General features: G+C 40.1%; 17 protein-coding genes. 9 read left to right on the forward strand and 8 right to left on the reverse strand.

From position 1 onward, the window contains the following. Positions 1-5: 5 nt before the first annotated feature. The 4 genes from I4Q58_RS10695 to I4Q58_RS10710 are packed head-to-tail and all read left to right on the forward strand — an operon-like array spanning position 6 to position 2936. Positions 6-557, forward strand: a complete 552-nt coding sequence (locus I4Q58_RS10695) for an RNA polymerase sigma factor (RefSeq protein WP_203295856.1) — start codon at positions 6-8, stop codon at positions 555-557. Beyond that, a complete protein-coding gene (locus I4Q58_RS10700; protein ID WP_203295857.1) occupies positions 554-1126 on the forward strand; it encodes a hypothetical protein in 573 nt (190 codons plus the stop codon). Before I4Q58_RS10695 ends, I4Q58_RS10700 begins: the two co-directional genes overlap by 4 nt. Further along, positions 1110-2195, forward strand: a complete 1086-nt coding sequence (locus I4Q58_RS10705; protein ID WP_236002892.1) for a hypothetical protein — start codon at positions 1110-1112, stop codon at positions 2193-2195. The genes I4Q58_RS10700 and I4Q58_RS10705 overlap by 17 nt, the downstream gene beginning before the upstream one ends. A 15-nt stretch (positions 2196-2210) precedes the next feature. Then, on the forward strand, positions 2211-2936 hold the full coding sequence (locus tag I4Q58_RS10710) for a head GIN domain-containing protein (RefSeq protein WP_203295858.1): 726 nt from the start codon (positions 2211-2213) through the stop codon (positions 2934-2936). A gap of 64 nt (positions 2937-3000) precedes the next feature. On the opposite strand, the gene I4Q58_RS10715 is transcribed toward I4Q58_RS10710, so the two are convergent. The 4 genes from I4Q58_RS10715 to I4Q58_RS10730 all read right to left on the reverse strand — a co-directional run bounded on the left by I4Q58_RS10715 (position 3001) and on the right by I4Q58_RS10730 (position 7948). Continuing rightward, on the reverse strand, positions 3001-4032 hold the full coding sequence (locus I4Q58_RS10715) for a hypothetical protein (RefSeq protein ID WP_236002893.1): 1032 nt from the start codon (positions 4030-4032) through the stop codon (positions 3001-3003). 243 nt (positions 4033-4275) lie between these two features. Then, positions 4276-5688, reverse strand: coding sequence for a DUF6252 family protein (locus tag I4Q58_RS10720; RefSeq protein ID WP_203295859.1), 1413 nt, complete (start codon positions 5686-5688; stop codon positions 4276-4278). Positions 5689-5737: 49 nt separating this feature from the next. Further along, positions 5738-7057, reverse strand: coding sequence for an MFS transporter (locus I4Q58_RS10725; protein ID WP_203295860.1), 1320 nt, complete (start codon positions 7055-7057; stop codon positions 5738-5740). A 72-nt stretch (positions 7058-7129) separates the two neighbouring features. Further along, entirely contained in the window at positions 7130-7948 is an 819-nt protein-coding gene (locus I4Q58_RS10730; RefSeq protein WP_203295861.1) for a M48 family metallopeptidase, read from the reverse strand. A gap of 115 nt (positions 7949-8063) precedes the next feature. Between I4Q58_RS10730 and I4Q58_RS10735 the strand changes: the two genes are divergently transcribed. The 4 genes from I4Q58_RS10735 to lpdA all read left to right on the forward strand — a co-directional run bounded on the left by I4Q58_RS10735 (position 8064) and on the right by lpdA (position 11172). After that, positions 8064-8564, forward strand: coding sequence for a hypothetical protein (locus I4Q58_RS10735; protein ID WP_203295862.1), 501 nt, complete (start codon positions 8064-8066; stop codon positions 8562-8564). Then, entirely contained in the window at positions 8564-9058 is a 495-nt protein-coding gene (gene msrB, locus I4Q58_RS10740) for a peptide-methionine (R)-S-oxide reductase MsrB (protein WP_203295863.1), read from the forward strand. The genes I4Q58_RS10735 and msrB (I4Q58_RS10740) overlap by 1 nt, the downstream gene beginning before the upstream one ends. After that, positions 9051-9446 (forward strand): peptide-methionine (R)-S-oxide reductase MsrB, encoded by a 396-nt coding sequence (gene msrB / locus I4Q58_RS10745; RefSeq protein WP_203295864.1) that lies wholly within the window; start codon positions 9051-9053, stop codon positions 9444-9446. The genes msrB (I4Q58_RS10740) and msrB (I4Q58_RS10745) overlap by 8 nt, the downstream gene beginning before the upstream one ends. Positions 9447-9795: 349 nt before the next feature. Then, a complete protein-coding gene (gene lpdA / locus I4Q58_RS10750; RefSeq protein ID WP_203295865.1) occupies positions 9796-11172 on the forward strand; it encodes a dihydrolipoyl dehydrogenase in 1377 nt (458 codons plus the stop codon). A 52-nt stretch (positions 11173-11224) separates the two neighbouring features. Here the strand turns inward: lpdA and aroQ are convergent, their stop codons facing one another. The 4 genes from aroQ to I4Q58_RS10770 form a co-directional block, all read right to left on the reverse strand. Then, positions 11225-11644 carry a type II 3-dehydroquinate dehydratase gene (gene aroQ, locus I4Q58_RS10755; RefSeq protein WP_203295866.1) on the reverse strand — a complete coding sequence of 140 codons (420 nt, stop codon included), beginning with the start codon at positions 11642-11644 and terminating at the stop codon, positions 11225-11227. Positions 11645-11714: 70 nt separating this feature from the next. Beyond that, complete coding sequence (locus tag I4Q58_RS10760) at positions 11715-12344, reverse strand: porin family protein (RefSeq protein WP_203295867.1); 630 nt, start codon at positions 12342-12344, stop codon at positions 11715-11717. Between the two features lie 199 nt (positions 12345-12543). Then, the gene (locus I4Q58_RS10765) at positions 12544-13146 is read right to left on the reverse strand and encodes an outer membrane beta-barrel protein (protein WP_203295868.1); all 603 of its coding nucleotides are present in this window, start codon (positions 13144-13146) and stop codon (positions 12544-12546) included. A gap of 80 nt (positions 13147-13226) precedes the next feature. Further along, positions 13227-13781: a porin family protein gene (locus tag I4Q58_RS10770; RefSeq protein ID WP_203295869.1), complete on the reverse strand. Its 555-nt coding sequence runs from the start codon at positions 13779-13781 to the stop codon at positions 13227-13229. Between the two features lie 101 nt (positions 13782-13882). On the opposite strand from I4Q58_RS10770, the gene xerA reads away from it, so the two are divergent. Then, positions 13883-14779, forward strand: a complete 897-nt coding sequence (gene xerA, locus I4Q58_RS10775; RefSeq protein WP_203295870.1) for a site-specific tyrosine recombinase/integron integrase — start codon at positions 13883-13885, stop codon at positions 14777-14779. Positions 14780-14794: the final 15 nt, after the last annotated feature.

Below are 14794 nucleotides of genomic sequence, written 5' to 3' on the forward strand. Positions count from 1 at the left end.
GTTTTTTGGCACTAACCGAAACAAATATCAACCAACTATTAGTTCTTTGTCAGCAGGGAAACCAATTGGCGCAGCTTGAGGTGTATTCTCGCTATCAAAATGCAATGTACAACGTTGCGTTGCGTATTGTAAAAGAAACCGCCGAAGCAGAAGATATTATGCAAGAAGGCTTTATCACAGCCTTTTCGAAATTGGATACATTTAAAGGAACGGCAACCTTCGGGGCGTGGTTAAAGCGAATTGTGATTAATAAAAGTATTTCGAAATATCATTATAATCAAAAAACAGTTTCGCTGGAGGATTCGATAATAGCGGATGAAGGCGAAGAAGCGCTTTCAGGATCAGAAGCTCCCCCAATAGCTACCGATGCCAATCGTGTCATGAGTTGTATGGATGGATTACATGAAAGCTACAGACAAATTTTAACCTTACACTTTATTGAAGGGTATGATTATGATGAAATCTGTGAGATCATGCAAATCAGTTATGCAAACTGCAGGACACTTGTTTCCCGCGCTAAACAAAGTTTACGAAAGCAACTAAGTAAAGCATCATGAAAAACGACGATATAAATATACTATTCAAAGATCTTGAGGGACAGTTCGACCTTGCCGAAACACCTGATGGTCATACAAAACGGTTTATGAAGAAGCTAACGGCAACGCCAGCCTCTTTGGAAAACCAGCAGGTTCAGACCCCTTCAACAAAAACCATCAATCTGTGGAAACCACTTGCCATTGTAGCAAGTATTGCCGCCTGTTTTGCCATTGTATTTTCAGTATGGAACCATACGCCAACACCGCAAGGATTGGCGGCCGTTTCGCCAGAAATGGAAAAGACAGAAACCTTCTTTACTGCAACCATCGCTCAAGAATTGAGGACGCTCAAAACTCTTGAAAATCCGCAAACCAAAGCATTGGTCGACGATGCGCTGGAACAAATCACCATTTTGGAATCCGAACATCAAAAATTGGAAGGCGATTTGGCTGAAAGTGGCTACGATAAACGCGTTATCTATGCCATGATCAATAATTTCCAAAACAGAATCGATGTACTGCAAACGGTTATAGAAACCATTTCAGAATTAGAAACACTTAAAAATATGACAAATGAAACTACTATCTAAAACCTTATTTCTTCTGCTTATCGCCCCAGCGATGGTGTTGGCAAGCAATGGAAAGATGAAGGGTAAATACACCAAGGAGAAAACGATTAAACGCGACTTTACCGTAAATGCCGATGCTGGATTGCGTGTAAACAACAGTTATGGCAATCTGGATATCACTACCTGGAACCAAAATAAAACTGTAATTGAAGTAACCATTAAGACGAATGGTAACGATGAGGAGAAAGTAAAAGAACGTCTTAGCGAAATAGATGTAAAATTCACCGCCAATGGAACGCTCGTCTCTGCCGAAACCCAATTCGGAAAACAAAACAAAGGCTGGTCCTGGTGGGGTGGTAACAAAAACAATGTTTCGGTTGAGGTAAACTATTTGATTAAGATGCCAATAACCAACACGGTAGACCTTAGCAACGATTACGGGGCTATCAATATTTCAACATTGGAAGGCAATGCAAAGATAAGTTGCGATTACGGGCAAATTATCATTGGAGAATTGAAGGCGGATAATAATATGTTGAATTTCGATTATACCGATAAATCGACGATTGGCTATATGAAGAGTGGTCGAATAAATGCCGACTACAGTGGCTTCACCCTGGAAAGAACGGAATCGGTAGAAATTAGTGCTGATTATACCCAATCGGAAATCGTTTCGGCCAAATCTGTAAATTATAATTGCGACTATGGTAAGGTGATGGTTGAAGAGGCTGTCGATATCGTGGGACGCGGCGATTATGTTAACAACCATATTGGCACGGTGAAAGGTTCTCTTAATATGAACACCGATTATGGTTCTATTCACGTGAAGAATATGGCTGCCAGTGCCAAAGACGTTACCATTCGAGCAGATTATACAGGTATAAAACTAGGGTTCTCTCCTGGCTACCATTTCGATTTTGTTGTAGATTGTTCCTATTCAAATTTGAAAGGAGAAGAACAGGTTACGGTACTGCAACGTGAAAACGATCATACCGATAAATTTTATAAAGGCTATCACGGAAAGGAACGTTCTGGAAACACCGTTAATATCCAATCCGACTATGGTGGCGTAACATTCATCAAAAACTAACGTAAAACAACTAAAATGAAAACAATTGTAACACTAACATTAGCATTGTGTTGTCTAATATGGCAACCTGCTTCCGCCCAATGGGGGAAAAACAAAGTAAAAGGTAATGGCAATGTAACCGAACAAACCATTTCGGTAGACAATTACGACAAAGTAAAAGTTACGGGCTCTATGGATGTAACCCTTCAATCGGGAGCGGAAGGTACTATTACCGTTCGTACCGATAGCAATTTACATGAATATCTTAAGATAGAAAGTAATGGAAACCAGTTAACCATCGGTATTGAAAACGGCGTTTCCGTATATACCAAAAAAGGTATAAACATTAGCGTACCTTTTGAATCTTTGGATGAAGTCTCATTAGTGGGCTCTGGTGATGTTGTAACTAGCGATCGAATTGATGCTACCAACTTTACCACTTCAGTTACAGGATCGGGTGACGTGGTACTAGATGTAAATGCGGAACAGATTGATGCGAAGGTTACGGGTTCAGGCGACTTAGTACTGAAAGGAGCTACGGAGAACCTGGAAGTTAAGGTTACTGGCTCTGGTGATTTTAATGGTGAAGACTTGAGATCGAACCATACAGAGGCCTATGTTTCGGGTTCTGGCGATGCGGAAGTACAGGCCAAAGATAGTTTGAAAGCACGTGTTAATGGTTCTGGAGATATTACCTATCATGGTTCTCCTAGCCGGAAAGACTCGAAAGTGATGGGTTCTGGATCAGTTTCCCAAAACTAAAATTTCCATTTATAAAAAAAGCCGCTCATGGAGCGGCTTTTTCGTGTTATAGAAAGGCTAGAAGTTACTCTTCTTCAAAATACAGCGAAGACGCTCCTTCTAGTTGATTGTTTACAGAGGGCGCTAGGTTTCCACCGCCATCAGCATTGGTAAATGCTAATACACGTCCACCGCCATTTGCACGTTCTGCAATAAATACCGTGTTGCTATCTGCATCATATTCTGCTGCGACAGGATTCCCTAAGAATGTAGAACTACCTGCTACACGAACTTGGTTATTGGCTACAACAAGTGTTCCGCCATCGGCAGTGGCATCAAATTTCGATTCAAAATCAGTGATGATGTGAAACCCACCATCGGTATCTGATGCAGCATCTCCAACATCTGTCAAAATCATAGTTCCACCATCAAATGCCAATCCATGTGTACGCACAATTCCTTCAACAGTTATTCGCTTAGAAGGTTCTTCCGTAGCATCTGCTGTGAACGTCGTATCAAAGTTATTGAATACCGCGATATCAGATGTTTTATCTACCACTACATACAGATCATTACCAACGAATTCAATTCCCCAGACAGCAAAGTTTACTGTTACTGTATTTCGTAGGGTAAATCCATCGGCTGCTCTAGTATACACGAATAATCGTCCATCATCAGTATTCGGATCATCATCAACATCAGCATTATCTGATACTACATATATATCACCATTAACGGCCAAATCTCTAGGACTTTCTAAGTTGGCAGTACTTGAAAAATCAATATTTAAATTACCGCCATCATCTAATAATTCGATATCTGTATAGGAGTTCAACTGAAGCATAGAACGAGAAACTACTGTTAGGGCATCATCCTGATCATTGTAAAATACTCCTTCACTATCGGAGGAAAGCGTAAGGTATGTTTCTGTTTCCTGACTTGTCATGTCATCTGTTTCATACTTAGTGATATTCCCAGTTGTATTACTCGTTACATAAAGTTCTGCACCGAAGTCGGCATCTGGACCATCGTCGTCCACAGAGGAATCATCGTCACTACAAGCTGCAAATACTAGCAGAAAGCAGAATATAGATAAAAATTTCATTGTTGTTTTCATAGCGTATTAATTATAATTACTAAATGTTTGTTGCCACATAAATAATGAAACACCCTTAAGTAATTTGTTAATACATGAACGTTAACGCATATTTAACATCAATACGCTGATAATCAATAAATTATAAAATGTATATATTATTGTTCTTTAACACAACTTTAGGTTGCGAAACACACATGGGGTGTAAAAAGAAAACCCTCGGGATGTTCCGAGGGCTTCTAATTTACTTAAATGATAAAAAACTTAGTCTGCTGGAGGTAGTTCCAAGGCGAATTGCCCGTTAGTAATCTCAAACTGCAAGGAATCTTCATTTTCAGGTTGGTCGGCAGTAAAGCTGAAATTCCCTTCGATAATGTCGGTACTTGAGTTATAGTTCGAAATTGAAAAACTTCCAGGATTCGAATAATATTCTATTGGTTCTTCTTCAGTAGTGTCAGGAATATAAGTAGCAAATACATCCATTTCTTCTACATAACCAATACTCATAATGTATTCTCCTTCTTCTAACTGGCGATTATAGGTTAGAATGATGCGCTGGTCTTCGAAATCGGCCGAAACTATGGTATAAATATTACCGCCAAAAGGTATCTCATCAAAACTGATGGCCGTAGTTTCGAAAGGTATTCCGTCTACACTTCCCCTAATGGACGGAGAAGCCGTAGCTTCATAGGAAACAGCGAAGCTACCTTCGGTAACTTCTACAACAGCGGGATCTTCCTCAAGCGGATCGGTGCCCGTAAAGGAGAAAGTACCTACAATGCGACCGGTAAGGGTTCCAAACTCTGTAATGGTGATTGTTCCAGGATTCGAAGTAAGATTGGTACCGCCTTGTCCGTCGTTATAAATTCCGATAAGCTGAGTACCGTCGGATAGCTGTACCATGTCGAAAGTACCAATTCCTAAACCTTCTGGAATATCGATACGAAGTAGTTCTCCGGCATCCGTCTGCGCTTCAATCTTTATAATAGGTTTCATGCCCACTTCATATAAGGTAGTGGTTAGTGTCGTTTCTACAAATTCTTCACCATCGACATTTGCAAAGAAAACATCTGTTGGATTTTGATCATCATCATCGTCATCGTCGTTATCATCTTCAATGGTGTATGGAATTTTCAAAAAGGCTCCTTGCGTCACCGTTATCGTTTCAAGGATAGGGTTTCCGGCACCATCTTCCAATGGGTTTCCATCGTCATCAGTGGCTTGGCGAACACCTTCAAAAGTAAAATTACCTGATATTGTTTGAGGGTCTTCGATTATCTCAGTTAGATTCATTTGACCAAAACCGCCTAATACCCCTTCCGAAACATAAGGATTCGTACTTTCTGGACTTTCGAAATACCGAGCCCTATTTTGAGTGCTAGGATTCGCAGTAAGATTGAACGTTGAAATAGAAGCGTCTTCAACACGAATTTGTATTGAAGCACCTGTATTCGGATTAATACCCGTTATGGTCAGCACATTAGAAGTGGTTAATACTGCGGATGCATTTGCCGCTGCAAAAGATTGATCGTTGATAGCGGCAACAAACTGCCCTTCCTCAAGATCAATTTCTTCATTCTGAGGAAAGTCACCTTCTAACGTTTCCGTATCGCAAGCAGTAAAGAAAAGAATAGCAAAAGCTGATAAAATGTAACTAATGGGTCGAAGTAATCTCATAAGTAAGTGGTTTGCATAGGTAATAACCGCAAACATAATCAAAAATTGTTTAGAATTCCTTTTTTCTTGGCACTCGGAATAAAAGGAACACCCCTATTCCGAAAAATAACACGAGAAACAGTACCGAATTTCGCATGCTTCCAGTAATATGATCAATAAATCCGTACAATAACATTCCAATCACGATACCAATTTTTTCGGCGACATCGTAAAAGCTAAAATAGGAGGTTGTATCTTCTGTTTCAGGTAAGAATTTGGAATAAGTCGATCTAGAAAGCGACTGAATACCTCCCATAACCAGCCCGACGAATCCGGCAGTAATATAAAACTGAATTGGAGCCGATATAAAATACGCAACCACACAAATTCCTACCCAAACAAGATTTATGAATATCAATACGGGGATGTTCCCAAATCTAGCAGAGGCTCTAGAGGTGAGTGTTGCACCTACTACGGCTACTAACTGGATGATAAGAATGCTAATAATAAGTCCCATCGTTTTTTCATCGGCCCCACCCCATCCTATTTCTTGTTCACCAAAATAGGTAGCCACTAGCATTACCGTTTGAACTGCCATACTGTAGACGAAAAATGCAGCTAGATAGCGTTTTAATTTGATATTCTCAGATAACGAACGATACACACCTCTTAATTCCCGAAACCCATTGAATAAGATCCTACGGCTCATTTTTTTACCTCCCGTTGTTCCCTTGGGAAGGAAATAAAAGGCATATTGTGCGAAACCAATCCACCAAACCCCGACGGTAATAAAGGATATTTGCATAGCCTTCATGCTTCCTTCTCCTCCTTCAGACAAACCGAACCAAGAAGGCTTCATCACCATAGCAAGATTAAAGACCAGTAATAAAACACTCCCTATATATCCCAATGAGTACCCCTTGGCGCTTATTCGATCTTGTTGTTCTGGGAAGGCAATATCAGGTAAATATGAGTTATAGTATACCAAACTTCCCCAAAAGCCAATTAGGGCTAAAAAATACAGTAACAAACTAATATAAATATGTTCTAAGCTAAAAAAGTAAAGTCCGATACATGATAAGGCCCCTAAATAACAGAAGAACTTCATAAAAATCTTCTTGTTTCCAATATAGTCAGCAACCCCCGATAATAAGGGTGATATTATAGATACGACTAAGAAGGCAGCTGCAGTAGTGTAACTAATAAGAGGCGTACTCCGAATTTCACCTCCTAGAAAAACAACCGTCTCGGTTTCAGCAATCTCGAATAATGCTCCGTAGAAGATCGGAAACACGGCAGAAGCGATTACTAGGCTGTAAACGGAGTTGGCCCAATCGTAAAAGGCCCAAGCATTCAATAATTTTGAACTCCCTTTGGGAAGTGGTTTCATAAAAAAAACACCGATTGATTAGTCGGTGCCAATGTACTAAAATTATCTAGGGTATAGCTTTATCGAGGATTACTATTTCTTAAAGGAAGTAACGCCATACTTACGAGCTTCAGCTTTTGCCTCTGCTGCCCAATTTTGGAGATTGTTTATCCTTGTTTGATTTGAAGGGTGCGTACTTAAGAATTCCGGTGGTGCTCCTCCGCCTTGCTGACTCATACGTTGCCATACCTGTACGGCTGCAACCGGATCGTATCCTGCAATTGCCATTAATGTCAATCCAATACGGTCAGCCTCCGTTTCGTGCTTTCTACTGAAAGGCAGCATTACGCCAACGTTTGAGCCTAATCCATAAGCAGTGTTGAAAATTTGTTGATTTTCAGGACTGTCAGCCAGGGCAATATTTCCAGCTACAGCTCCTAATTGTTGTAGCTGAGTTGCACTTATTCGTTGCTGTCCGTGATTTGCCAATGCGTGGGCAACCTCATGCCCCATAACCGCCGCCACGCCTGCTTCATCTTGAACAATAGGCATAATTCCTGTGTAAAAAACTATTTTACCGCCAGGCATACACCAAGCATTTACGGCCTCATCCTGAACTAAATTATATTCCCACTCATAATTTTTCAAATACCCTGCATATCCATTCGAAGTAAGATATCGTTCAGAAGCCGTGGCGATTTTTTGACCAACATTTTTAATTAATCTACTTTCAGAGGTGCCTGTTACCACCTGATTTTCTTGTAAAAATTGATCATATTGTTGGTAAGCCATCGGCAAGATTTGTGAATTCGGCACCAACGCCAATGTTTTTTTACCCGTAAAAGGGTTTGTACTGCACGCAATAGCAAAAGCTGCAATTGCTACTATAGAAAGTGTTTTTTTAAATTTCATGGTTCGTAATTTTCACGTTTTCATTTTAAAAGTAAGGATATATACCGACATTTATCATAAAAAATTTTTAAAGTTGGAACGGGATTTGATACTTCCCTACTAAAACCACAAACCCATGAAACAATTACTTTTATTTTTAGCACTTTCTACGACTTTTTTCTTTTCTTCCTGTGAAGGCGATCCTGGACCTCCCGGACCCCCCGGAGCTGATTTTTTAGGACAAGTTATTGAAGTAACGGTCGATTTTAATCAAGCCAATAACTATTCACAATTCATTAATTTCAACGATTTTGGTGTTGAAGTTTTTGAAAGTGATGTAGTATTAGTGTATTTACTGGAAGGGGTTGACGGTGATGTAGATATTTGGAGTCAATTGCCGCAAACATATTTTGTAGAGCAAGGAACATTACTCTACACTTTTGATCATACCTTCTTTGATACCAAAATTTTCTTGGATGCAAATTTTCCTCTGAATACGTTAGGAAGTACTTTCACAAACGACCAAACTTTTAGGATAGCGGTTGTTCCAGCTGAATTTGCGGATGCAAATCTTACAATGGAACAACTACTCAATCTCGATGTGAATATGATTGAAACCCCAAATATCGAACAATAATGAAATATGTAAGTCTTTTGGTAATTGCCGTTCTGCTTATTAGCTGTAACGGGAAAGCCCAAGATCAAAAGAAGGAATCGTTTGAAGTAACCAAAACGGAAGCGGAGTGGAAAGCCGAACTAACCGATATGGAATACCAAGTGCTTCGTGAAGAAGCAACGGAACGACCTTTTTCTAGTCCCTTAAATAAAGTGTACGAACCTGGCACATTTGTCTGTGCTGGATGTGGTACACCTGTATTCAAAAGCGAACATAAATTTGATAGCGGAACCGGATGGCCGAGTTTCGATCGTGAGATCGAGGGGAACGTAGCATTTTCTACCGATAAAAAATTGGGATACACCCGAACAGAAGAGCATTGTGCGACTTGTGGTGGACACTTGGGACATGTATTCAATGATGGGCCTAGGGATACCACAGGAAAGCGGCATTGCATAAACGGTGTAGCATTAGATTTTATACCAAAGGGACAAAAAGAACCTATCGATGAGTAACTATGAAGTAACAAAATCGCCTAGCGAATGGCGCGAACAACTTGGAGAGGAGCGCTATCGTATTCTTCGTGAAAAGGGTACAGAAAGACCATTTACTGGAAAGTATAATATGCATTTTCAGGATGGCCAATATGTCTGTGGCGCCTGTCACCAACCCTTGTTTGAGAGCAACAGTAAATTCGACAGCGGTTGTGGCTGGCCTTCATTCGACGAAGCCATTGAAGGTGCCGTAGAATACGAAAAAGACCGATCCCTGGGTATGATTCGCACTGAAATTCTGTGCGCTAATTGCGGTAGTCACCTAGGGCATGTCTTCAATGATGGGCCTACGGAAACCGGGCAACGGTATTGCGTGAACTCACTCTCGGTAGATTTCGAGGAAGAGTAAGAACGCAATAAGCTTTACGTTCTACCAAATACACTATATAATTGATTTATAAGTGAAGGTTGTAGCCCGCCCGACCTCATTCGGACAGGTACGTTCAGGCGGAGTTGTAGTTTAAAAGAGATTGTAATTATTATTTTGTCCAAATTCTGGATTCTGAATTCTTCATTCCTAATTCTGAATTCTCTACTCCTTTACGCGTTAAGATTCGCGAATCACCGCTCACGGTTCACAGTTCACGAATCACTGTACACGGATCACCATTCACCCTTACCATTCACATTTTTTCTTGGCACGTTCGCCTATCATTTCGTACCTTCGTTGCCCTGATATAACGACTTAAACTGAAACGATGAGTAAATACGATGTAATTGTCTTAGGAAGTGGCCCAGGTGGCTACGTTACAGCTATTCGCGCCTCCCAATTAGGATTTAAAACCGCTGTGGTTGAAAAGGAAAGCTTAGGTGGTGTTTGTTTGAATTGGGGATGTATCCCTACCAAAGCTTTGTTGAAAAGCGCCCAAGTATTCGAATATCTTAACCATGCTGAAGACTATGGCCTAACGGTAAAAGAAGCTGGAAAGGACTTCGGAAAAGTGATTAAAAGAAGTCGCGATGTGGCCAACGGTATGAGTAAAGGCGTTCAGTTTTTAATGAAGAAGAATAAAATCGACGTTATTGAAGGCTTCGGGAAACTAAAGCCTGGTAAGAAAGTAGATGTCGATGGTACCGAATACAGTGCCCACCATATTATAATCGCTACTGGAGCACGCTCCCGCGAACTTCCAAACTTGAAACAAGACGGAAAAAAGGTGATTGGGTATCGTGAAGCAATGACCTTAGATAAGCAACCAAAGAAAATGATAGTTGTAGGAAGCGGTGCTATAGGCGTTGAATTTGCTCATTTCTATAATGCTATGGGAACGGAAGTAACGATAGTCGAATTTCTTCCCAACTTAGTTCCTTTGGAAGATGAAGATGTTTCTAAGCAATTTGAAAAATCGTTCAAAAAAGCGGGTATAAAAGTCATGACCAATTCTTCTGTTGAAAAGGTAGACACTTCAGGAAGTGGCGTAAAAGCAACGGTAAAAACCAAAAAAGGCGAAGAAACCCTTGAAGCCGATATCGTATTGTCCGCTGTAGGAATTACCGCGAATCTTGAAAACATCGGATTAGAGGATGTTGGCATTGCAACCGATAAAGGAAAAATCATGGTGAATGATTGGTATCAAACCAATATCCCAGGGTATTATGCAATTGGCGATTGTGTTCCTGGGCAAGCGTTGGCACACGTGGCATCAGCTGAGGGTATTACCTGTGTCGAAAAAATTGCAGGCATGCACGTGGAAGCAATGGACTACGGAAACATTCCAGGTTGTACGTATGCTTCACCAGAGATTGCCAGCGTAGGTATGACCGAAAAGCAGGCGAAGGAAGCAGGATATGAATTAAAAATTGGTAAATTTCCATTCTCTGCCAGTGGAAAGGCAAGTGCTGCAGGAACTAAAGACGGTTTTGTAAAGGTGATTTTTGATGCCAAATATGGTGAATGGCTAGGTTGCCATATGATTGGCGCCGGTGTTACCGATATGATTGCCGAAGCGGTGTTAGGACGTAAGTTGGAAACGACCGGTCATGAAGTATTAAAGGCTGTACATCCACATCCAACGATGAGTGAAGCGGTAATGGAGGCCACCGCCGATGCTTACGATGAAGTAATACATTTATAATATTACGGTACGGTAACAAAACTTAAGAACGCCTCTTTAAAAGGGGCGTTTTTTATTGGGATAAAAAGCTTTCAATTGCTAGCTCATAGCTTTGTAGGCCAAAACCTATGATGATTCCCCTAGCATTAGGAGAAATGAAGGAAACATGTCGAAACTCTTCACGAGCGTAAACGTTCGAAATATGCACTTCGACTACGGGTGTTTCAATCGCTTTTACGGCATCGCCTATTCCTACCGAAGTGTGCGTATAGGCTGCTGCATTTAAGATTATACCATCATACTCGTAGCCTACTTCTTGAATTTTATCGATTAATTCACCTTCTATATTCGATTGGAATTGGGAAAGCTCGACTTCCTTATATTTAAATTGAAGTTTACTAAACAATTCCGAAAACGACTGATCTCCATAGATGTCGTTTTCACGCTTACCCAAAAGGTTTAGGTTTGGCCCGTTGATGATGATGATTTTCATATTTTAAAAATACAAATAAAAAAAACGGAAGGCAGTAGCCTTCCGTTTTCTATTCAGAAAAATAAACTTCTTAGAAAGAATATCCTACAGAAACTTGAATAACATTATTTTGGTTTTTGAAATCATCAGATCCTTCAAAGTCATTGATATTAGATAATCCTAATACATAACGTGCTTGGAAAAACACACCGTTATTTAAACGGTAACCAGCACCAGCACCAACTCCAAGATCCAATCCTGAATAGAAATCAGATACATCCGCATCTTCCGAATCAGATTCTCCCTCAGCACTATATTCTATCTCAGCATTTGCTGATACTAAAAATCCTATTTGCGGACCTGCCTGAAGGCTAAATCCCTCTGCAACATAAAACTTAGCTAAAATAGGAATATTGATATAGTCCAGTTTCAGTTTTTCTTCTACATCCGCGGTTACTCCGAAGCCAAAATCCTCGGTATATTCACTTTTAGCTCCCTGTGATGAGTATAAAAGTTCAGGTTGAACAGAAAACTTCTCAGAGATAGGAATTTCAACAAGCCCACCAACATGGAAGCTCGTACGCCCATCTACGCCATCGGTTCCATCTCCACCAATCGATGCAAAGTTAACACCAGCTTTAGCTCCCAATCGAACTTCTTGAGCGGTCATCGTAGTTAATCCAAAAACAGCAACGGCTGCGAAAAGTACTAGTTTTTTCATAATTGAATTGTTTAAAATTAGTTGTGTCAAAACTAGTAAAAAAAATTATAGAAAATTAAACCTTTGTAAAACCGACCTTAAATTAACGATCAAACCACTGAATAACAGTTTATTATGTTTTAATTATTTTTATTATTTAAAACAGTTATAAACGAAAAAAGCGGTGATACTCACCGCTTTTCCCATTACCCAATGTTATTTAGAATTTATAATTAAGAGCAAAATTGATATCATTAAACCCTAATCCAGTTGCAAAAGTATTCAATGCTTCTGCTTCTCGAAAATCAGGTTTTAAAGAACTATAGCTCAACAGCCCCACTGTCGCCTCAATGGCGAAGTTATCGGAAACAAAATAGCTGATGCCCGGTGCAACGGCAATTTCAAATCCTGTCAGCTTGTATTCGCCCAAATCGAATTCAAAATCAATTTCTTCAGAACTCACATAATCAAAACCAAGTTCACCAAAAAGAGAAAATTGATTTCCTACGGTAGCATAATAGCGTCCAAAAGCTCCAACTGAGAAGGAATCGGTCTTCCCTACTTCATCCCCATCAAATTTTGTTTGAACAAAGCCATATCCGACTTCCGCACCCAATGCGATATTATCAGAAACGAAGAAGCCAAGACGAGGCATTACAGAAAAACCATTTTCCGAAACATCATCAATAGATTCGGACACATAGGACGCAGCTCCGGAGATAAAGACATCACCATTTGAATATCCTCCTGTCGACTCATTTTCCTGGGCATAAACTACAGCACCCAACAAGGCTACTGCAGCAAACATAAGTAGTTTTTTCATTTTTAAATAGGTTATATTAATTAGTAAAAAACGGAGCGCAATTTACTAATAACATAAAAACTACCAACGGTTATTTGCCATTAGAGGAACGAGTATCCTACAGATAAGGTAATAACGCTGTTTTTACCTTTATTAAATTCTGGTTCATCCGGAATATCGGTAAGTCCAAAGTTGTAACGACCTTCGACCCGTAACCCCAAAGGAAGATCTGCACCAAGACCAACTACTCCAGATAAATCGAATTCATTTGTAGCTAAATCGTTAATAACCTCTCCTACCACTGTTTGTGCTTCATCATTCACCAAGATACCAAATTGTGGCCCTACCTGAATATTGAATACATCTCCCAAATAATACTTCAAAACAATTGGGACATTTACATAATCTAAATTAAATTCTCCCAATTCAAATTCTGCGCCCTGTTGCGAATACAGTAGATCGGCCTGAATGCCAATATTATCATTAAACTTACCGCCAATAAAAATTCCTCCAACAAAGCCTGTACGGTTATCCAAACCTGTAGCATCGGTAATCGTAGCAAAATTTACACCTGCCTTAACTCCAAAGTCTAACCCTTGTCCTATAGCGGTGATTGAAAATAAGGCGCAAAACACCCCAATTATTAGATTTTTCATAATTTTTAGGTTTATATAGTTTGTCCTAAAGATAACGTTAATCGCATCAACTTCTTATCCGATAACTTTTAAATCATTCTTAAAATATAGACTTTAGCAGTATGAAATGGATGACGGCCATTACCGATTTTCAGAATTACCTTCGAATTGAACGGGGGCTATCGAAGAATACGATAACCAATTACACCCTAGATCTTCAAAAGTTGACGCGATGGCTAGAAGCGAATAACATTAATAATAACCCTGTGGAAATTGGTGAAGAAGTCCTTCAGGAATTTATCTACGATATCGCCAAGGAAGTCAAGCCGCGAACGCAGGGAAGAATCATTTCCGGGTTACGCACATTTTTCAACTATCTCGTATTTGAAGAATATCGCGCCGCAAACCCCATGGAGCTCATCGAAGCCCCTCGACTAGGTCGAAAATTACCCGATACACTTTCGGTTTCTGAAATCGATGCGATGATAGCTGCCATCGATCTTTCTTCGCCTCAAGGCGAACGCAACCGAGCGATCATAGAAACCCTTTATGGTTGTGGGCTTCGGGTATCCGAATTATTGGATCTTCAACTTTCAAACTTATTCTTCGAAGAAGGTTTCATTAAAGTTATGGGAAAAGGTAGTAAGGAACGCTTTGTTCCTATAGCCGAACATACCCAACGTTATATCAACATTTATAAAAACGAAGTTCGTATTCATCAAGAAATTACACCCGGAGCTGGTGATATACTATTTTTAAATCGTAGGGGCAACCCTTTAACCAGGGCGATGATCTTCACAATTGTTCGGGAATTGGCTAAGGAAGCAAATATTGATAAAACGGTTAGCCCACATACATTTCGGCACTCTTTCGCTACCCATTTATTGGAAAACGGCGCCAATCTTCGGGCTATTCAACAAATGATGGGACATGAAAGCATTACAACTACAGAGGTTTATACCCATTTGGATACCTCCCACCTTACCGAAACCTTACATAAATTTCACCCACGAAAGTAAAGGACTGCCAATTTC

This window comes from Luteirhabdus pelagi, assembly GCF_016827595.1.
Classification (GTDB): Bacteria; Bacteroidota; Bacteroidia; order Flavobacteriales; family Flavobacteriaceae; genus Luteirhabdus; species Luteirhabdus pelagi.